An 18628-nucleotide genomic window follows, 5' to 3' on the forward strand; every position below is an offset into this window, starting at 1 on the left:
CGCGTCGGCACCGGTACGGTTGGCCCCGATGAACACCAAGGCTGCTGAGGAGCTGCCGGCTGTTTCCGTGATCATGCCGGTGCTCAACGAGGAACGACACCTGCGCACGGCGGTCCGGCGCATCCTGGACCAGGAGTACCCCGGGCCGATGGAAGTGGTGATCGCCCTCGGCCCTTCCACCGACCGTACTGCCGAGATCGCGGCCGCGCTCGTGGCCGAGGATCCGCGGGTGCGCACGGTGGAGAACCCCACCGGCCGGACCCCCGCGGGGCTGAACGCCGCCATCCGGGGCTCGCAGCACCCGATAGTGGTGCGCGTGGACGGTCACGGCCTGCTCACCCCGGGCTACATCACCACGGCGGTCCGGCTGCTCGGCGAGATGGACGCGGCCAACGTCGGCGGCATCATGCACGCCGAGGGCGAGACCGAGTGGGAGCACGCGGTCGCGGCCGCGATGACCTCCAAGATCGGTGTCGGCAACGCGGCCTTCCACACCGGCGGCCTGGCCGGCCCGGCGGACACCGTCTACCTCGGGGTGTTCCGGCGGGAGGTGCTGGAGAAGCTCGGCGGCTACAACGAGGAGTTCATCCGCGCCCAGGACTGGGAGCTGAACTACCGGATCCGCCAGGACGGCGGGCTGGTCTGGTTCACCCCGCAGCTCAGGGTGACCTACCGACCCCGGCCGTCGGTCCGGGCGCTGGCCAAGCAGTACAAGGACTACGGCCGCTGGCGCCGGGTGGTCACCCGCTACCACCGCGGCTCGGTCAACCTGCGCTACCTCGCCCCGCCGTCCGCGCTGCTCGCGGTCGTGCTCGGGCTGGTGCTCGGGGCCGCCGTCCACCCGGCCTTCCTCGCGGTGCCCGGCGCCTACCTGCTGGGCATCCTGGGCGGCGCGGTGGTCGAGGGCCGCGGCCTGTCCCTCAAGGCCAAGGCGCTGCTGCCGGTGGCGCTCGCGACCATGCACCTCAGCTGGGGCTTCGGCTTCATCACCTCGCCCCGCTCACTGGCCCGCCGGGTGATAAGGAGCATCGGCCCGTCCTCGAAGGACGTGCTCTCCCGGGCGGGTTGAGGGCGGTGACCGCCACCGCCGGTTTCGCCGGGGGCGGTTGAGCGCGGTCCGGGTGCGAGCCCGGCCGCCGTCCTCACCGATGGCGACGGAACCCAGGCCCCCCTGCCGACTACTTGGCGCAGACGTCGGTGTCGTCCGCCTGCACCCGCTGGAGGTCCTTCGGCGCCTCCGTCGGTGCCTGGGCGGGGGTCGCGAGGACGTCCTTGCCGAGCACCAGTACCAGTGCGCCCTTCGGGTCCGCCTTCGGGTCCTGCCGTGCGGCGTCCGCGGGCAGTCCGAGGGCGGCGGCCAGCGCGGCGGCCCCGGCCTCCTGGCCGGCGGGGTACGACACCGTGGTGGTCGCCGTGACCGCCGCGTCGGAGGCGACGGCGGCCCTGGCGAAGCCCTTGGCCTTCAGCTTCTCCACCGTCGGACCGGACTGCCCGCGCGTCCCGCTGCCGTTGCGCACCGTCACCCGGACGTCCTTGGCGTCCACCGCCGGAGCGGTGGTGGACGGGGCGGCGGAGGAGGGGGCGGCCGGGGCCGGGGTCTCGGCCGCCGGCGGGGTGGCCGTCCCGGTCAGCGAGCGGTCGCCCGCGATCATCGAGAACACCTGCCCGGCGTCGGGCTGCTTGAGGATCAGCCGGTCGTCGTCCTTGGGGTCGTCCAGGACCGGCACGGTGGTGAAGGTGATGTTCCTGGTGTCCACCTTGCTGATGTCCTGCGCCAGGTCCTTGAGCTTGTCGACGCTGCCGATGCCGGAGTCCACGGTGAGCGCCTTGGTGGCGGCGTCCGCGAGCTTGTAGAGCTTGGTGGGGCTGGTCAGGGTGTCGTCGCTCTTGATCTTGCGGATCATCGAGCTGATGAACTGCTGCTGGAGCGGGATCCGGGTGAGGTCGCCGCCGAAGCCGACCGCGTGCCGGGTGCGGACGAAGGCCAGTGCCTCCTCGCCCTGGACCGTGTGGCGGCCCTTGGGCATCTTCAGGTGCGAGTCCTTGTCGTCGATGTCCTTGGCCGCGCAGACCTCCACGCCGCCGACGGCGGTGGACAGGGTCTTCACCGCCTCGAAGTTGACCTGCACGAAGTGGTCGACCCGGATCCCGGTCATCTTCTCGACGGTCTTCCAGGTGCAGCCCGCGTCGCGCCCGTCCTGGCCCAGGCTGGTGTTGAACATCTCCCGCGCCGAGCCGGGGATCTTCTTCCCCTGGTCGCTCCGGCACTCCGGGATCGGCACCATCAGGTCGCGCGGGATGCTGATCACGGTCGCGTTGGTGCGGTCCTTGGCGACGTGGAACAGCAGCGTCGTGTCGGCGTGCCCGGTGCTGCCCTCGTCGCCGTACTCGCGCCCGAGGCCCTGCCGGCTGTCCGTGCCGATCACCAGGATGTTCAGCGCGTCCCCGGCGGCCCGGGGCCGCTCGGCCTCGTCGCCCAGCTGGACCTTGACCGAGGTCAGGTTGTCGTTGAAGTGCCGGTACAGGTAGTACGCCCCGCCGCAGCCCGCGACCATCACCAGCGCGCCGGTGCCGGCCGTCCACTTGAGTATTCGTCGGCGCCGGTTCCGCTTGGCGGCGGCCGCCGCCCGGCGCCTGGTCGTCCGGCGGTCCTCCCCGTTGCCCTGGCCGGTTTCCGGTATGTCCTGCTGCACGCGGCTCCCTTCGTCCGGCCGGTCACGGGGCGGCCCACTCGGGTAGCGGGCTGATCCGGACACACTAGACGAGCCGAACGGGGGAATCGCTCCCGGTATGACATCCGTCACGAAAGAGCAATGGATGGGCAAAGCCCGCGTGGGGCGTCAGTGCTGCGCGCAGGCGTCCACGTCGGCCGTGCGTCCCTCGAAGGTGGGTGGGGCGCTCGCCGAGGGCGACGCCGTCGCCTGGTCCGACCCCGCCCCGGCGGACGGGCTCGCCCCCGCCGTGGGCGCCGGGCCGGGCGGCCGGACGGCGATCGGCCGGTCGTCGCGCAGCGCGGTGAACAGCTGGGTGGTCTGTGGTTGCACGAACTCGTCCCGGTCCGAGTCGTAGCGGTACGGGCGGCGCGGCGCGGTCAGGAACTCCACGTCCGGCGAGGGGATGTCGCGCAGGTCCTGGGTGAGGTCGTACAGCGCGCCCAGCGACGACAGCCCGCCGTCCGCCTTGACCGAGGAGGTGGCCGCGTCCAGCACCGGCCACAGCTTCGCCGGGTTCAGCAGCACCCCCTGCGACTGCACCTTGCGGATCAGCGAGGCCAGGAACTGCTGCTGACGGCCCATCCGCTGGGTGTCGCTGCCGTCGCCCAGGCTCTCCCGGGCCCGGACGTAGCCGAGCGCCTGCTCACCGTGCAGCACCTGCCGGCCGGCCGCGAGATCCAGCTTGGCGTCCTTGTCGTGGATCGGCTGCGGCACGCACACGTCGACCCCGCCGATCGCGTCCACCATCGTCTTGAAGCCGTTGAAGTCGAGGATCAGGTAGTGGTCCATCCGGATGCCGCTGAGCTGCTCGACGGTACGGATCGAACAGGCCGGGCCGCCCAGCTCGAAGGCCCAGTTGAACTGCATCAGCCCCGGCTTGCTCCGGGTGCTGCCCGCCTTGTCGCAGGCCGGGACGGTGACCATGACGTCACGCGGGATGGAGACCGCCGTCGCGCGCTTACGGTCGGCGGCCAGGTGCAGCAGGATCGTGGTGTCCGAGCGCTGGGTGCCGGCCTCGCCGCCGTAGGAGGAGTTCGCGCCGGAGCGGTCGTCGCTGCCGATCAACAGGATGTTCTCGGCGCCGCCGGCCCCGGCCGTACGGCTCGGGCGTTCGGCCTCCAGCTCGGCCAGCAGCTTGTCGGTGACCGAGTCGGTCCGGATGTTGCCGTCCAGCGTGCGGTAGGCGACGTAGAGCAGCGCTCCGGCGGCGACCGCCAGGAACGCGACGACGCCGGCGGTGATCATCAGCCACCGCCGGCGCCTGCGCGGGCGTCCGGGTCCGTTCGGGGGAGTGTCCGTCGGGGGAGCGTCATCGGTCGGGGGGTGCTCGGTGTCGTCCTCGGCCATGGCAGGGATCCCTACCCGCCGGGCCCTCGCCGGGGGTCAGCCGAGGCGCAGTGTCACCCGTTCGGATTCGACCCGCTTCTCCCACTGCTCGGCGCTCAGGCCCTCGGAGTTGCGGCACAGCACCACCGAGGCGCCGGCCGCCAGCGGGGCCAGCAGGCCGGCCTCCAGGCCCGCCCAGTCGTCGAAGGAGGACGTGGACAGGACGCGCGCGCCGGGTTCCAGCCCGAGGCGCGCGGCCCCCTCCCGGGCCAGCGCGACGGTCTGCTCGCCGGTCAGCTTCAGCGGCAGCCCGTCCACCGAGGTCTCCAGCGACGGCCCCTCCGGGGGCACGGGGGAGTACGGTGCGAAGCGGTCGCCCTGGCCGGGCACCTCGGCGGCGTAGTCCAGGAAGCCGTCCGGGCGCTGCGGGAAGCGGCCGCCGAGCGGCCGCAGCGCGAGCGCGACACGCTCGCCCTCGCACGACTGGGCGGCCTCCAGGCCGTCCGGGCCGCTCACCACCAGGTCGGCGGCGGCCGGGTCGCCGCCCGGCACCGCCGTCACCCCGACCGACCAGCAGGCCAGCAGCCAGACGGCGCTCTGCCAGTGGGCGGGCAGGAGCAGCGCGGCGCGGTCGCCCGGACCGGCGTTCAGCTCGTCCTGGAGGAGGTTGGCGGTCTTGGCGACCCAGTTGTCGAAGGTCCGGGCGGAGAGTTCCACCCGTTCGCCGGTGGCGTCGTCGTAGAAGGTGACCAGCGGGGCCGCGGGATCGACCGAAGGGGTGCCGCCGCGCAGGTATGCGTGCAGCAGCTCGACGGGGGTGCGGGCATCGGCAGCGAATGGCGCAGTCATGGTGCGCCCCAGCCTACGGCCTTCGGGTGGGAGGCAGGGAGGGGCGGCCGAGCGGGCGCGAGGCGGCGTGGCGGGCCGCCCGGTTTGCGACGACGATCCCCTTTATGTGTCCAATCAAGGCTGCGTGCCCCTCAACCAAGCCCGCGCGTCGTGCCCTCCCGGCCGCGCTGCTCGCCGGATGCACCGCCGCCCTGCTGCTCCAACCCGCTCCCACCGCCACCGCCGCGCCCCTTGCGCCCGCCGCCGAACGCCGTGACTTCCCCGGCGGCGGCACGACCGTCTCGCTCCCCCTGACCACCGGCCACCGGCTCGGGCCACGCGCCACCCGGCCGTTCGAACTCGTCGGCGTCGGCTGGGACGGTCCGGCGGCGGCGATGGCCGGTGCCACCGTCCGGGTTCGCACCCGGGACGCCGCCACCGGCCGCTGGAGCGACTGGCACACCCTGGAAGCCGACGCCGAGGACGGCCCCGACCACGCCCCGCACGCCGCCACCGCCCCGCTGTGGACCGGCCGCAGCGACGGCGTCGCGGTCGAGGTCGCACCGGGCCCGGCCGGCCCGCCGGCCGGGCTGCGGCTCGACCTGGTCGACCCGGGTACCGGCACCGGCACCGATGCCGCGGCCGCCACCCGGACCCTGCCGGCCGTCCCCGCGGACGACAGTCAGGCCCCGCGCCCGGCCATCGTCACCCGGGCCGGCTGGGGCGCCGACGAGTCGCTGCGCGAGCCCGGCTTCGAGTACACCGGCCCGGTCCGCGAGGTCTTCGTCCACCACACCGCGACCGCCACCGACTACGCCTGCTCCGACGCCCCCCGGGTGATCAGGTCGATCCACCAGTACCACGTCAAGACCAGCGGCTGGCGGGACATCGGCTACAACTTCCTGGTCGACCGCTGCGGCACCGTCTACGAGGGCCGCGCCGGCGGCGTCGACCAGCCCGTCCACGGCGCCCACACCCTCGGCTTCAACACCGACTCCGCCGGTGTCGCCGCCATCGGCACCTACGTCGGCGACACCCCGCCCCAACCCCTCCTCGACGGCCTCGCCGCCCTCGCCGCCTGGAAACTCGGTCTCACCGGCCAGGCCGCCGACGGCCACACCACACTCACTTCCGCCTCCGACGCCAGCCGCTACCCCAAGGGCACGGTGGTCGACTTCGCCGCCATCTCCGGCCACCGCGACGCCTTCAACAGCGAATGCCCCGGCGCCGCGCTCTACGCCCGGCTCCCGGCGCTACGCGCGGCCGCGGCCAAGCTGCAGGTCCAGTAGGGCCGTTATCCACCCCCCCGACCTGTCGCCGTCCCCGCGTATCGTTCATAGCCCCAGGCACCACAGGAGGCGACAGCAGTGACGGGCGGCGAGACGGTACGGCGCTGGCGGCCGGGCTTCCCGCTCGACGTGGCCCGGACGCTGCTGCCCCTGCGCCGGGGCCCCGCCGACCCCTCCTACCGCACCGCCGGCGACGGCGCCGTCTGGCGCGCCTCCCGCACCCCGGCCGGCGTCGGCACCCTCCGGGTGCGGCCCCATCCCGCCGAGGGCGAGGTCGAGGCGACCGCCTGGGGCCCCGGCGCGCAGTGGCTGCTGGACCGGCTGCCCGCACTGCTCGGGGCGGAGGACCACCCGGAGGCGCTGGTGCTGCCGCCCGGCCCGCTGCGGGACGCCCAGCGCCGTACGGCGGGGGTGCGGCTCACCCATACCGGGCTGGTCCTGGAGTCCCTCGTCCCGGCGATCCTGGAGCAGAAGGTCACCACCGACGAGGCCTACCGCGCCTGGCGCACCCTGCTGCGGGACTTCGGCACCCCGGCGCCCGGCCCGGCCGAGGGCATGCGGGTGGCGCCGTCGGCCCGCGACTGGGCGATGGTCCCGAGCTGGGAGTGGCACCGGGCTGGCGTCGACCCCAAGCGCTCGGCAACGGTGATGCGCGCCGTGCGGCTGGCCCCGCGCTTGGAGGAGGCCTCGGCGATGGGCCACGAGGAGGCCTTCACCCGACTGACGGCCGTACCGGGCATCGGCGTCTGGACGGCCGCCGAGACCCTCCAGCGCAGCAACGGCGACCCGGACGCGGTCTCGGTCGGCGACTTCCACCTCCCCAACCTGGTCGGCTGGGCCCTGGCCGGGCGTCCCCGCAGCGACGACGCCCAGATGCTCGCCCTCCTGGAGCCCTACCGCCCGCACCGCCACCGCGTCTGCCGCCTCCTGACGGCCACCGGCGCCCACGCCCCCCGCTACGGCCCGAGACTCACCCCCAACGATCACCGCCACCGCTGAGCGGAAGGCCCTGCGATGCGTACACGTGTTGTGTACGCTTGGGGCATGGCTGACGAACTGAACATCCGTGAAGTCCGGGCCCACCTCGCTGAGGTACTGAGCCGGGCCGAGGCTGGTGAGGTCACCGTCATCACCCGCAAGGGCGAGCGTGTCGGGGCGGTCGTGCCGATCGAGATCCTCGACGCCATAGAAGACGCAGAGGACGAGCTCCTTGCCCGTGAGGCTGAGAAGCACCGGAACGAACCCACCGTGAGCATGGCCGAACTCCTGGCAGACCTCTTCGGAGCACCCCCGGGTGCGGCCGGGAGCGCCGCGTGAAGTACGCGTTTCGATTCACCGCGAGCGCCCGGCGGCAGCTACGCGGCATCGGCCAGGTCGACGCCATGCAGATTCTCGCGGCGCTCACCCGGCTCGGCGACGACCCGTACGCTGACGGCCCGGACGTCAAGAAGCTGACGGGCCACACGGGCCTCTATCGGCTCCGCGTCGGTATCTACCGCGTGGCGTACGAGATCCACGACGATGTTCTGGTGATCGTCGTCGTGAAGGTGGACAACCGCCGCGAGATCTGTCGGGGCCTCTGAATCCCTACCGAACCTCGATGAAGGCGTCCGCGCCGCGCTCCGGCCGCTCCCGCGGCGGCTCCGCCGGCCGGCCGACCGCCACGGCCCCCATCGGGTCCCACCCGTCCGGCAGGTCCAGCGCCGCCCGGACGGTGTCACGGCAGAACATGGTGGACGACACCCAGGCGGAGCCGTAGCCCTCACCCGTGAGCGCGACCAGCAGGTTCTGTACGGCCGCACCGGCGGCGACGGTGAACATCTCCCGCTCCGCCGCGGCCCGGCGCCGGTCGGGGTAGTCGTGGGAGCCGTCCATCACCAGGCAGGGCACCACCAGGTACGGTGCGTCGCGCAGGACGTTGCCGCGGGCGGTGCGGCGGGCGATCCTGGCGTCGTCCCAGCCGTCGAGTTCGCGCAGGTCGCGCTGCCAGGCGGCGAGCATCGCGTCCAGCAGCCGAACCCGGGTCTCGGCGGACTCCAGCAGGACGAACCGCCACGGCGTCGTGTGGTGCGGGGCCGGCGCGGTGACGGCGGCGGCGACGGCGCGGCGGACGGCGGCCGGGTCGACCGGGTCGGCGGTGAAGGCGCGGACGGTGCGTCGCAGGGTGACGGCCTGGCGCAGCGCCTCGGAGGTGCCGAGCCGGAACATGTCGTCGACGGCGGGCCGCACCAGCGGCCGGGTGCCGGCGCCGTCCTCGTCGGTGACGAGGTGTCCGAGGCCGCGCACGATCGCGACCGGGACGCCGGTGGCCTTGCCCTTCACCAGGTCGGCGGCGGCGGCGAGTTCGTCGGCGGTGGCGGTGACGGTGAGGACCAGCTCGTTGCCGTGGCTGTCGGTGCGGCCCCGGTGGTCCTCCAGGACGGACAGTCCGGCGGCGCCGATCGCGACGTCGGTGAGCCCGTTGCGCCAGGGCCGTCCGAAGGTGTCGGTGACGAGGACGGCGAGCCGGCGGCCGGTGAGCCGCTGGAGCCGGGCCCGCAGCGCGCGCGCCGAGGCGTCCGGGTCCTCGGGGAGCAGCAGGACGGTGCCGGGGGCGGTGTTGGAGGCGTCGACCCCGGCGGCGGCCATGACGAAGCCGTTGCGGTTCTCGACGATCCGGGCCGGGCCGCGCCGGGCGACCACCCGGACGGTCTCGGCGTCGATCGCGGCGTCGCGGTCGGTGGCGCGCAGCAGTCGGCCCTCGGCCTTGCTGACGATCTTCGAGGTGACCAGCAGGATGTCGCCGTCCTGGTACGTCCCGGCCTTGGCGATCAGCCCGGCGAGGTCGGCGCCCGCGTCGACCTCGGGGATCCCCTCGACGCCGAGGACCTCCAGTGAGGCGGTCACCTGCGCACCTGCTCCGCCAGTGTGAGCGCCGCCCGGGCCATCTCGGCGGTGGCCTCGACGTCGGTCATCAGCAGCGGGACGGCCCGGCAGGCGATCCCGGCGGCCTCGACGGCGGCGACGGCGTTCTCGTCCGCGGTGTCCACCAGCCAGCCGTCGATCAGTGCCGCGCCGTAGTTGAGCGCGACCGCGGCGGCGGTGGCCTCGACGCCGACGGCGGCGAGCACCTTGTCGGCCATGCCGCGCACGGGCGCCCCGCCGATGATCGGGGAGAGCCCGACCACCGGGGCCGGTGCGGCGGCGACGGCCTCCCGGATGCCGGGGACGGCCAGGATGGTGCCGATCGAGACGACCGGGTTGGACGGCGGGAAGAGGATGACGTCGGCCTCGGCGATGGCCTCCAGCACACCGGGCGCGGGCTTGGCGGTGTCCGCGCCGACCGGGATGATCGCCTCGGCGTCGACGGCGGCGTGCAGCTTGACCCAGTACTCCTGGAAGTGGATCGCCCGGGTGCCCTGCTCGTCGGTGATCCGCACGTGGGTCTCGACCCGGTCGTCGCTCATCGGGAGCAGTCGCACGCCGGGCTTCCAGCGCACGCACAGCGCCTCGGTGACCTGACTGAGGCTGTATCCGGCGGTGAGCATCTGGCTGCGGACGAGGTGGGTGGCGAAGTCCCGGTCGCCGAGCCCGAACCATTCGGGGCCGACGCCGTACTCCTTCATCTCGGCCTTGATCGACCAGGTCTCGTCGGTCCGGCCCCAGCCCTGTTCCTCGTGGATCCCGCCGCCGAGGGTGTACATCACGGTGTCGAGGTCGGGACAGACCTTGAGGCCGTAGAGGTGGATGTCGTCGCCGGTGTTGCCGATGACGGTGATCTCGTCCTGCGGTCCGACCGCCGCGAGGAGTCCGCGCAGGAAGCGCGCCCCGCCGATTCCGCCTGCCAGTGCCACGATGCGCATGGGGTCATCCTGCCACGGTCGGACTCTTCGTCAGTCCGCGCTCAATGCCTCTCGGCCTGCGTCCGCGGGTGCGGCTCCGGGTGCTGCTGGGGGTGCTGCTCGGGAACGGCGGTGGCGGCGCCGTACTGGTTCATCTCGGTCAGGCCCGGGGTGTAGAGGTGGATGGAGACGGCGGGTTCGAGCGCGCCGTTGACCACCTCGTGCAGGTAGCCGGAGGAGAAGACGCGCCGGCCGCCGGGGCGCAGGGTGCGGGAGCTCTCGCCCGTGTGGGTCAGGGAACGCTCGATCAGCTCGCCCTGGACGACGGCCATCACGCCGGAGGACTCACCGTGGTCGTGGAAGCCGCTGCTCTGGCCGGGCAGCCAGCTGAGCAGCCAGACCTCGTAGCCGGGGCCGGTCTCCAGCCGGGCGTACCAGCGGGTGAGCGCGTCGTAGCGGACCAGCGGCTCCCAGCGGGCGCGGTCGGCGGCGATCTCGCGCACCAGCCGGGCGTACTCGGCGACGGTGCCGGGGTGCCCGGGCAGGTCGGTGCGGGCGAGGTGGGGGAAGGCGAGCGGGTCGCCGGCGATGGAGACGTCGCTGAGTCCGTCCGTCCAAGGACGGGTGGGGGCGAGGCCCAGGCGGGCGAGCTTGTCGCGGTCGCGGTTCCGTTTGCGGATGCGGATGGTGCGCACAGGAGTCGTCCTCGGAGAAGTCGGCTGGTTCGTCGGGATCAGCCGGATCCGGGATGTCCTGGGACGGGAATCGCGGGCGGCCTCTGTGTGTCCTGGGGGCGGCGCGCGGTGGGACGCGGGCGCCTAGATACAGCAGGAACAGAGGCGACAACAAGAGTTCACGGCACGGCGGAGGGTGGAACCGCTCCGGGGGCTGGCGAACTCTGACATAGGGGCAAGGACACCGCATGCGCGGGGTCGGTGTCAAACCGGAGGATGCGGCATTCGAGTGGGTTAGGTCCGGATCTTTCCCTGATGGGGTGATTCATCACTCTCTATGTTTCGATGGGAAGATCGCCGGGAAGGCAGGCCGATGACCGGCCTGTGACGGTGACCGGGCGTCATTCCGCGAGTGGTTGCGGACGGTTCGATGCCGTCCGAGGCTTTCGGACCGAAAGTCCGATGTGTCCGGATATGTACACTATTCGTAATTGTTTGGTGCCAGGGAGTGAATCCCGGCCTCAATACCAGAGCTCGGCTTGACTGGGCCAGAGTGACGCAACTGTAATTTCACTCGTGTCGTCGGCCGCACGAGGCAACGGCAACCACGGGGACGCCAAGTAGGGGCAGAGGAGGCGCGCCACATGAGCGAGCTCTTTGAGCTGTTGATCGGGGACGGCATCGCGGAGGACGAGGAGGAACTCGGTTGGCAGGAGCGCGCGTTGTGCGCCCAGACCGACCCGGAGTCCTTCTTCCCCGAGAAGGGCGGCTCGACCCGCGAGGCCAAGAAGGTCTGCCTCGCCTGCGAGGTCCGTTCGGAGTGCCTGGAGTACGCCCTCGCCAATGACGAGCGCTTCGGCATCTGGGGCGGCCTCTCCGAGCGCGAGCGCCGTCGGCTCAAGAAGAGCGCGGTCTGACCGGGGCGACCCCCGACCCCGCTGACCCTCCGACAACGACGGACAACCACACAGCTGAACGAGCGCCTCACCGCGACGGTGGGGCGCTTTCGTGTCCCCGGGCAGTTCTTCCGGTGTTCCCGGACCCCTCCTCCACCGCCTCCGCACCGCCTCCGCACCGCCTCCGCACCGGCACCGCGCACGAGGCGGCCATCCGGAGCCGTTAGTGTGGTGCGCCATCCGGTTGCCGTTCACCGGCTGTGTCCACCGAGAACTGGGGCCCGCGCACTCGATGACCGTCTACAGCCACCAGAGCGGCTTCACCGCTTCCAGGCCGCCCGCCTACCCGCGTCACCTGGTCACCGCGGTGATCGTCTCGCACGACGGCGCCCGCTGGCTGCCGCAGGCCCTGGCCGGCCTGCTCGGCCAGGACCGCCAGGTCCAGCGGATCCTCGCGGTCGACACCGGGTCCACCGACAACTCCCCGCAACTGCTCGCGCAAGCGCTCGACGACTTCGGCCTCGCCGACGGGATGCCCGAGAGCGGCCCGCTGATCCTCGGCCGCCGCGCCGGCTTCGGCACCGCCGTCGCCGAGGCCGTCTTCAACAGCCCGCCGCTGCGTCCCGAGGACCTCCCGTACCGGCTCGACCCCTCCGGCTACGACCCGGTCACCGGCGGCTGGGACGACTTCGGCGACCCGCTCGCCCAGGAGGACGACCTCGGCCGCGGCGGCCCGCGCGAGACCCAGCCGGTCGAGTGGCTCTGGCTGCTGCACGACGACTGCGAACCGCAGACCGACGCGTTGCGCCGCCTCCTCCAGGTCGCCGACTCCACCCCCAGCGCCGGCGTGATCGGCCCCAAGCTGCGCAGCTGGTACGACCGCCGCCAGCTCCTCGAGGTCGGCGTGACGATCGCCCGCTCCGGCCGCCGCTGGACCGGCCTCGACCGCCGCGAGCAGGACCAGGGCCAGCACGACCAGGTCCGCCCGGTGCTCGCCGTCTCCAGCGCCGGCATGCTGGTGCGCCGGGACGTCTTCGAGGAGCTCGGCGGCTTCGACAAGGCCCTCCCGCTGATGCGGGACGACACCGACTTCTGCTGGCGGGTCAACGCCGCCGGCCACCGCGTGGTGATCGCCCCCGACGCCGTGCTGCGGCACGCCGAGGCGGCCAGCCGCGAGCGCCGCGCCATCGACTGCGGCTCCTCCCACCCGCACCGGGTGGACAAGGCCGGCTCCGTCTTCACCCTGCTCGCCAACTGCAAGGGCGCGCTCTTCCCGTACGTGCTGCTGCGCCTGGTGCTCGGCACCCTGCTGCGGGCCGTCACCAACCTGCTCGGCAAGGACCCGCGCCAGGCCGTCGACGAACTGGCCGGCCTCGGCCACGAACTCATCCGCTTCCCGCGGGTGCTGGCCGCGCGCAAACGTCGCTCCCGGACCAGGGCGGCGGACGCCCTGGACGACCGCACGCTCTTCCCGGCCCCCGGCGCCACCGCCCGGCTGGCCGTCGAGGGCGTCATCGGCTCGCTCGGGATAGGGGGCGGCGACGACACCGGCAGTCGGCACGGCAGCGTCGAGGCCGGCGGCGACGAGGAGTCCGAGGACCTGGTCGTCGAGCAGTTCGCACTGCTCAAGAAGCTGGCCCGGCGCCCCGCGCCGGTGCTGTTCGCCGCCCTGCTGGTGTTCGCCCTGGTCGCCTGCCGCAGCCTGCTCGGCGGCGGCGAGCTGTTCGGCGGCGCGCTGCTGCCCGCCTCCGACGGCGCCGGCGGCCTCTGGTCGATGTACGCGGACGCCTGGCACCCGATCGGCACCGGCTCCACCGCCGCCGCACCGCCGTACCTCGGCGTGCTCGCGGTGTTCTCCTGGCTGCTGTTCGGCCACGCCGACCTCGCGCTCACCGTGCTGGTCGTGCTCACCGTCCCGCTCTCCGCGGTCAGCGCCTACCTGGTGTCCCGGCCGCTGCTGGCCTCCAAGCTGGTCCGCGCCTGGGCCAGCGCCACCTACGCGCTGCTGCCCGCCGCGACCGGCGCGCTCGCCCAGGGCCGGATCGGCACCGCCGTCCTCGCCGTGCTGCTGCCCCCGCTGGCCCGCGCCGCCGCGATCGCGGCCGGCCTCGGCATCCGCGCGGAGAGCGCCGCCAAGGGCGCCCGCCCCGGCTGGCGACCGGTCTGGATGACCGTCCTGCTGCTCACCCTGAGCACCGCCTTCGTCCCGCTGACCTGGGCGCTCGCGGTGCCGCTGTGCCTGGCCACGCTGGTCGTCGCGGTGCTGCGCGGCGGCGCCTTCGGCTCCGGCGGCACGGCGCTGCGGCTGCTCGGCCTGCGCGTGCTGGTGATCCTCGCGGTGCCGGTCGCCGTGCTGGCCCCCTGGTCCCTGAAGGTGCTGTCGCACCCGCAGTGGCTGCTGCTGGAGGCCGGACTGCCCGGCCTGCACGGCGCCGGGGCGAGTGCGGCCGGCCTGCTGCTGGTCAACCCGGGCGGCGCCGGGGTGCCGCCGGTCTGGCTCTCCGCCGGTGTGGTGCTCGCCGCGCTCGCCGCGCTGCTGCGCGCCGACCGCCGCCGCGCGGTGCTCGCCGCCTGGGGCGCGGCCGGCGCCGGCCTGGTCTTCGCGGTCGCGGTGGCGGGCACCTCCGTCACCCCGGCCTCCGGCGGCCCGGCGGTGCCCGCCTGGGCCGGCCCGGCCACCCTGATCGCCGGGATCGCCCTGCTCGCCGCCGCCGCGATCGGCGCCGACGGCGCCAACGCCCGCGTCGCCGGGATCGCCTTCGGCTGGCGCCAGCCGGTCGCCGCCCTGGTGGTGGCCGCCGCCGTGCTGGCCCCGCTGGGCACCGGCCTGTGGTGGGCACTGACCGGTGCCGGCGGCCCGCTGCACCGCGGCGACGCCGGCCAGGTGCCCGCCTTCATCGCCGAGGAGGCCGGCACCACCGACCGGTCCCGCACCCTCGTCGTCACCGGGGAGAAGGGCGCCGTCCGCTACACCGTGGTCCGCGGCGCCGGCCTGACGCTCGGCCAGGCCGAGTCCACCGTCGACCCGGCCACCGGCACCCAGGACGGCCTCAACAAGATGGTCGGCAGCCTGCTGGCCGGCTCCGGCGCCGACCAGGCGAACGCCCTGGCCGGCTACGGCATCGCCTACGTCCTCGTCCAGCGCCCGGTGATCGACGCCTTCAAGGACGTCCTGGACACCACCCCCGGCCTGGTCAAGGCCAATCAGGACGGCGACGCCGCGCTCTGGCAGGTCAACGGCGCCCCGGCGGTCCGCGCGGTGATCACCGCCCCGGGCGCCAACCCGGTGGTCGTCCCGGCCGGCGTGCGCGACCTCAGCACCACCGTCCCGGCCGGCCCGGACGGCCGGGTGCTGCGCCTGGCCGAGGCCGCCGCCCCCGAGTGGAAGGCCACCGTGGACGGCACCGCCCTGGAGCCCACCACGGTGGACGGCTGGGCGCAGGGCTTCAAGCTCCCGGCCGCCGGCGGCAAGCTGTCCGTCACCCGTGAGGGCAGCCTCGCCCACACCGGCTGGATCTGGGCCCAGGTGCTGCTCGGCCTCACCATCCTGGTGCTGGCCCTGCCCGGCCGCCGCAACCACAAGGACGACGACCTGCCCGAGGAGGTGGTGGCCGCCGCCGCGCTGGCCGCCGCCGCCCAGGCGCAGGCCCCCGCCCCCGGCAGCCGCCGGGCCCGCCGGATGGCCGAGCGCGGCGAGGGCGCCGAGCCCGGCGCCGAGGAGCCGGGGGTGTACGAGGGCCGGCCGGGCGCGGTCCCGGCCCAGCCGGCCGGCGAGCCGGTGACCGAGGCGGTCCAGGCGGCCGCCGCCGTCCAGGAGGCCGAGCCGTACACCGACCCGTACCAGACCTATCAGCAGGCCGACCCGTACAGCTACGACCAGTACGCGGCCCAGCAGCCGGTGGCCGCGCCGTACGGCGGCCAGGGTTACGACACCCAGGGGTACGACGGGCAGCAGCAGGCCTACCCGCAGCAGGGCTACGAGCAGTACCAGCAGGGCCAGTACGGCTACGACCCGTACCCGCAGCAGCCCGAGCAGCACCAGCAGCCCTGGCTGCCGGGCCAGCAGCAGGGCGAGCCCTACTACGACCCGAACGACCCAGGCGGCCGGTACCCGCACCAGCACGGATCGGGGAGCTGACCCGCGATGAAGAAGCCCGCTTTCAGGAAGAAGTCCGCCGACCGGGCCGAGGAGCCCTTCGAGCCGGCCGAGGCCTTCGAGCCCGCCGGGGCTTTCGAGCCCGCCGGGGCCTTCGAGCCCGCCGGGGCCTTCGAGCCCGCGGGGTCGGCCGAGCCCGCCCGCGCCGAGGCGAAGGCCCCCGGCCGGTCCGCGGGGACGAAGACCACCCAGTCCCTGCTGGCCGCGGCCGTGGTGCTCGCGGCGGTGTTCGGGATCGCCCAGGTCCGCCAGCCGGCCGGCCCGGCCAAGGCGGACGGCGTCGCCCCGACCACCGCGCAGGTCGAGCGGACCGCCGCGGTCTGCCCGCAGCCGCTCCAGGGCCTGACCGGCTCGACCACGCTCACCGCCTACACCCCGCCCGGCACCGGCTCGGCCACCGGCGGCGCCGGCTGGCTCTCCGACCAGGCCGCCCCCGCCACCCCGCCGACCACCGCGCCCTCGGCCACCCCGACGGCGAGTGCCCCGGCGAGCCCGGCGACCCCTGCCCCGAGCGGCTCGGGCGCCCCTGCGGCCCCGGCCCCGGACAAGAACGCCGCGCCCGCCGACGCCAAGCTGACCGTCACCAAGCCCGGCACCCCGGCCACCGGCCCGGCCACCAACGGCGACGCCGCGCCCGGCACCGGGGCCGTCGCCACCGGCGCGCTCGCCCCCGGCTTCACCGTCACCCAGACCACCGTGGTCACCGAGCAGCGCGGCCTGGGCCTGTCCGGCCTCACGTGCACCCCGGCCGGCACCGACTTCTGGTTCGCCGGGGCCAGCACGGCCGGCGACCGGGTCGACTACGTCAGCCTGGTCAACACCGAGTCCTCCGCCGCCGTGGTCGACATCAAGCTGTACGGCGACAAGGGCGTGATCGACAACGACGCCGCCAATGGCATCACCGTCGCCCCCGGCAGCTCGCAGTCGGTGCTGCTGTCCACCATCAGCAAGGGCGCCGTCACGGACCTCGCCGTGCACGTGGTGGTCCGCTCCGGGCGGGTCGGCGCGGCGCTGCACGCCGCCGACGGCAACAAGGGCGCCGACTGGATCCCCGCGTCGGCCGACCCGGCCGCCACCCAGGTGCTGCCCGGCCTGCCCGCCGACACCTCGGCGGCCCGCCTGGTGGTCTGGGCGCCGCCGGAGGACGACGCCGACCTGAAGATCCAGCTCTCCGGCAAGAACGGCTGGTTCACCCCGGCCGGCAACGAGTCGATCCACGTCAAGGCGGGCATGGTGGCCGCCGTCGACCTCGGCAAGATCACCCGCGACGAGGTCGCCGGGCTGCGGCTGTCGCCCAGCGACGACAAGCACCCCACCCCGATCGTGGCCGGCCTGCGGGTCGACCGTACGGGGAACAACGGCAAGAGCGACGCGGCCTGGCTCACCGGCAGCAACCCGATCGGCGCCCGGGCCACCGTCGCCGACAACCGGGCCGGCGCCTCCACGCTGTTCCTGACCTCCACCGGCGACGCCGCCACCGTCAAGGTCACCGGCTCGGCCGGCAGCGGCGGCGGCACCCCGGCGACCAAGGAGGTCCAGATCCCGGCCGGCGGCACGGTGGCCGTCCCGGCGCCCGAGCCCGCCGGACTGAACGGCGTCTTCGCGCTCACCGTGGAGACCGAGTCCGGCGGCCCGGTGGTGGCCGCCCGGATGCTCGCCATCCCCACCAAGGACGTGCCGATGTTCACCGTCCAGGCACTGCGCGACGACCACAGCACCGTCAAGGTCCCGCAGGCCGCCCAGGACCCGGCCGTCGTCCTGCGCTGACCGCGCGCCAGGGGCGGGCACCCGTTCGCGGGTGCCCGCCCCCGGCGCTCACTCCTCGTCGTAGCGCGGGTCGATCGCGTCCGGCGACAGCCCCAGCAGCTCGGCCACCTGCTCGATCAGGATCTCGTGCACCAGTGCCGCCCGGTCCTCCCGGGTCTTCGCCCGGATCTCCACCGGCCGCCGGTACACCACGATCTGGCTCTTGCGCCCCTTCTCGCCCGGCGACACCCGGCCCAGCGGCACGCCGTCCTCGGTGTCGGCGCCGCCCGCCTCGTGCAGCGGCACCTCCTGGACGGCGAACTCCACCTCGATCAGCTGCGGCCAACGCCGCTCCAGCCGCTCCACCGACTCGCGCACGTAGTCGTCGAACAGTTCGGAGCGGGTGAGCGAGATCGGCACCTGGGGCGGCGCCAGGGGGCCGCGCAGCCCTCTGCCGTGCCGGTCGCGGTGCCGGGGGCGGCGCGAGGGCCCTGTCGATGACTGCGGTGCGGAGCTGTCCATATCACTGCCGAGAGTAGTCCTTGGACGGTCGGAAGTGGACCACTCCGACGGGGAAACGCCCGGGGGATCGGCGCACTGACGAGCGTGCGGCGGGCGACACGGCACCGCCTCCGGGCAGGCGGTCTTCGCTCCCCGGCGGGGAGTGCGGTACCGTCCACCCTCGTGAGCTCTGTACGTCGTTGTTCGCGGACCGCGTGCGGCCGACCGGCCGTCGCGACGCTGACGTACGTCTACGCGGACTCCACCGCCGTACTGGGCCCGCTCGCCACCTACGCCGAGCCGCACTGCTACGACCTGTGCGCCGAGCACGCCGAGCGGCTCACCGCCCCGCGCGGCTGGGAGGTCGTCCGGCTCGCCGCCGAGGCCGGGCCGCTGCGCCGCAGCAGCGACGACCTGGAGGCCCTCGCCAACGCCGTGCGCGAGGCCGCCCGCCCGCCGACCCCCCGTCAGGGCCGCGCCACCGAGGGCGAGTCCACCGAGGGCGGTCGCCGCGGCCACCTCCGGGTGCTGCGCTCTCCCGACAGCTGACACCTCACCCGGCACGGAGCGTTCGCCCGGCCCGGGTACGCTGCCCGTCTGACGTCACCGTGACCCCGTCGACCGGACGGCCCGGTGGCCCGACGTATCGATCAGCACAGAACCAGGGTGGAGCCGCA

The 18628-nt window shown here is 74.1% G+C and carries 16 protein-coding genes; 9 read left to right on the forward strand and 7 right to left on the reverse strand.

Features of this window, described 5'->3' with window-relative positions:
- Window positions 1–28 precede the first annotated feature (28 nt).
- Window positions 29–1069 (forward strand): glycosyltransferase family 2 protein, encoded by a 1041-nt coding sequence (locus tag ACFVWU_RS30080; protein WP_380613567.1) that lies wholly within the window; start codon window positions 29–31, stop codon window positions 1067–1069.
- Between the two features lie 109 nt (window positions 1070–1178).
- On the opposite strand, the gene ACFVWU_RS30085 is transcribed toward ACFVWU_RS30080, so the two are convergent.
- The 3 genes from ACFVWU_RS30085 to ACFVWU_RS30095 form a co-directional block, all read right to left on the reverse strand.
- Window positions 1179–2693, reverse strand: a complete 1515-nt coding sequence (locus ACFVWU_RS30085) for an LCP family protein (protein WP_387626821.1) — start codon at window positions 2691–2693, stop codon at window positions 1179–1181.
- A 147-nt stretch (window positions 2694–2840) separates the two neighbouring features.
- A complete protein-coding gene (locus ACFVWU_RS30090; RefSeq protein WP_387626824.1) occupies window positions 2841–4061 on the reverse strand; it encodes an LCP family protein in 1221 nt (406 codons plus the stop codon).
- A gap of 36 nt (window positions 4062–4097) precedes the next feature.
- On the reverse strand, window positions 4098–4889 hold the full coding sequence (locus ACFVWU_RS30095; protein ID WP_387626826.1) for a TIGR03089 family protein: 792 nt from the start codon (window positions 4887–4889) through the stop codon (window positions 4098–4100).
- 104 nt (window positions 4890–4993) lie between these two features.
- Here ACFVWU_RS30095 and ACFVWU_RS30100 point away from each other — a divergent pair, with 104 nt between their 5' ends.
- The 4 genes from ACFVWU_RS30100 (at window position 4994) to ACFVWU_RS30115 (ending at window position 7740) form a co-directional block, all read left to right on the forward strand.
- Window positions 4994–6157: a peptidoglycan recognition protein gene (locus ACFVWU_RS30100; protein ID WP_387626829.1), complete on the forward strand. Its 1164-nt coding sequence runs from the start codon at window positions 4994–4996 to the stop codon at window positions 6155–6157.
- A gap of 78 nt (window positions 6158–6235) precedes the next feature.
- Window positions 6236–7156, forward strand: coding sequence for a DNA-3-methyladenine glycosylase family protein (locus ACFVWU_RS30105; protein ID WP_387626831.1), 921 nt, complete (start codon window positions 6236–6238; stop codon window positions 7154–7156).
- A 45-nt stretch (window positions 7157–7201) separates the two neighbouring features.
- Window positions 7202–7474: a type II toxin-antitoxin system Phd/YefM family antitoxin gene (locus tag ACFVWU_RS30110; protein WP_387626834.1), complete on the forward strand. Its 273-nt coding sequence runs from the start codon at window positions 7202–7204 to the stop codon at window positions 7472–7474.
- Window positions 7471–7740 carry a type II toxin-antitoxin system RelE/ParE family toxin gene (locus ACFVWU_RS30115; protein WP_387626836.1) on the forward strand — a complete coding sequence of 90 codons (270 nt, stop codon included), beginning with the start codon at window positions 7471–7473 and terminating at the stop codon, window positions 7738–7740. Before ACFVWU_RS30110 ends, ACFVWU_RS30115 begins: the two co-directional genes overlap by 4 nt.
- Window positions 7741–7744: 4 nt before the next feature.
- Here the strand turns inward: ACFVWU_RS30115 and ACFVWU_RS30120 are convergent, their stop codons facing one another.
- The 3 genes from ACFVWU_RS30120 to ACFVWU_RS30130 are packed head-to-tail and all read right to left on the reverse strand — an operon-like array spanning window position 7745 to window position 10619.
- Window positions 7745–9043: a coenzyme F420-0:L-glutamate ligase gene (locus tag ACFVWU_RS30120; RefSeq protein WP_387626839.1), complete on the reverse strand. Its 1299-nt coding sequence runs from the start codon at window positions 9041–9043 to the stop codon at window positions 7745–7747.
- On the reverse strand, window positions 9040–9999 hold the full coding sequence (gene cofD, locus ACFVWU_RS30125; RefSeq protein WP_387626841.1) for a 2-phospho-L-lactate transferase: 960 nt from the start codon (window positions 9997–9999) through the stop codon (window positions 9040–9042). The genes ACFVWU_RS30120 and cofD overlap by 4 nt, the downstream gene beginning before the upstream one ends.
- 41 nt (window positions 10000–10040) lie before the next feature.
- Window positions 10041–10619, reverse strand: coding sequence for a cysteine dioxygenase (locus ACFVWU_RS30130; protein ID WP_387626876.1), 579 nt, complete (start codon window positions 10617–10619; stop codon window positions 10041–10043).
- 677 nt (window positions 10620–11296) lie between these two features.
- Between ACFVWU_RS30130 and ACFVWU_RS30135 the strand changes: the two genes are divergently transcribed.
- The 3 genes from ACFVWU_RS30135 (at window position 11297) to ACFVWU_RS30145 (ending at window position 17471) form a co-directional block, all read left to right on the forward strand.
- The gene (locus tag ACFVWU_RS30135; protein ID WP_030062195.1) at window positions 11297–11569 is read left to right on the forward strand and encodes a WhiB family transcriptional regulator; all 273 of its coding nucleotides are present in this window, start codon (window positions 11297–11299) and stop codon (window positions 11567–11569) included.
- 271 nt (window positions 11570–11840) lie between these two features.
- A complete protein-coding gene (locus ACFVWU_RS30140; RefSeq protein ID WP_387626843.1) occupies window positions 11841–15686 on the forward strand; it encodes a glycosyltransferase in 3846 nt (1281 codons plus the stop codon).
- A gap of 6 nt (window positions 15687–15692) precedes the next feature.
- Entirely contained in the window at window positions 15693–17471 is a 1779-nt protein-coding gene (locus tag ACFVWU_RS30145; RefSeq protein WP_387626846.1) for a DUF5719 family protein, read from the forward strand.
- A gap of 48 nt (window positions 17472–17519) precedes the next feature.
- Here the strand turns inward: ACFVWU_RS30145 and ACFVWU_RS30150 are convergent, their stop codons facing one another.
- Window positions 17520–17972 (reverse strand): metallopeptidase family protein, encoded by a 453-nt coding sequence (locus ACFVWU_RS30150; protein ID WP_380613556.1) that lies wholly within the window; start codon window positions 17970–17972, stop codon window positions 17520–17522.
- Between the two features lie 84 nt (window positions 17973–18056).
- Between ACFVWU_RS30150 and ACFVWU_RS30155 the strand changes: the two genes are divergently transcribed.
- Entirely contained in the window at window positions 18057–18500 is a 444-nt protein-coding gene (locus tag ACFVWU_RS30155) for a DUF3499 domain-containing protein (RefSeq protein WP_387626849.1), read from the forward strand.
- The last annotated feature ends 128 nt before the right edge of the window (window positions 18501–18628 follow it).

It is taken from the genome of Kitasatospora sp. NPDC058190, from assembly GCF_042883685.1.
Lineage (GTDB): Bacteria > Actinomycetota > Actinomycetes > Streptomycetales > Streptomycetaceae > Kitasatospora.

What these genes read in the sequence shown, in the direction of transcription:
- ACFVWU_RS30080 (WP_380613567.1), top strand. Translation starts at nt 29, where the DNA reads ATGAACACCAAGGCTGCTGAGGAGCTGCCGGCTGTTTCCGTGATCATG.
- ACFVWU_RS30090 (WP_387626824.1), bottom strand. Translation starts at nt 4,061, where the DNA reads ATGGCCGAGGACGACACCGAGCACCCCCCGACCGATGACGCTCCCCCG.
- ACFVWU_RS30095 (WP_387626826.1), bottom strand. Translation starts at nt 4,889, where the DNA reads ATGACTGCGCCATTCGCTGCCGATGCCCGCACCCCCGTCGAGCTGCTG.
- ACFVWU_RS30100 (WP_387626829.1), top strand. Translation starts at nt 4,994, where the DNA reads ATGTGTCCAATCAAGGCTGCGTGCCCCTCAACCAAGCCCGCGCGTCGT.
- ACFVWU_RS30110 (WP_387626834.1), top strand. Translation starts at nt 7,202, where the DNA reads ATGGCTGACGAACTGAACATCCGTGAAGTCCGGGCCCACCTCGCTGAG.
- cofD (WP_387626841.1), bottom strand. Translation starts at nt 9,999, where the DNA reads ATGCGCATCGTGGCACTGGCAGGCGGAATCGGCGGGGCGCGCTTCCTG.
- ACFVWU_RS30135 (WP_030062195.1), top strand. Translation starts at nt 11,297, where the DNA reads ATGAGCGAGCTCTTTGAGCTGTTGATCGGGGACGGCATCGCGGAGGAC.
- ACFVWU_RS30140 (WP_387626843.1), top strand. Translation starts at nt 11,841, where the DNA reads ATGACCGTCTACAGCCACCAGAGCGGCTTCACCGCTTCCAGGCCGCCC.
- ACFVWU_RS30145 (WP_387626846.1), top strand. Translation starts at nt 15,693, where the DNA reads ATGAAGAAGCCCGCTTTCAGGAAGAAGTCCGCCGACCGGGCCGAGGAG.
- ACFVWU_RS30150 (WP_380613556.1), bottom strand. Translation starts at nt 17,972, where the DNA reads ATGGACAGCTCCGCACCGCAGTCATCGACAGGGCCCTCGCGCCGCCCC.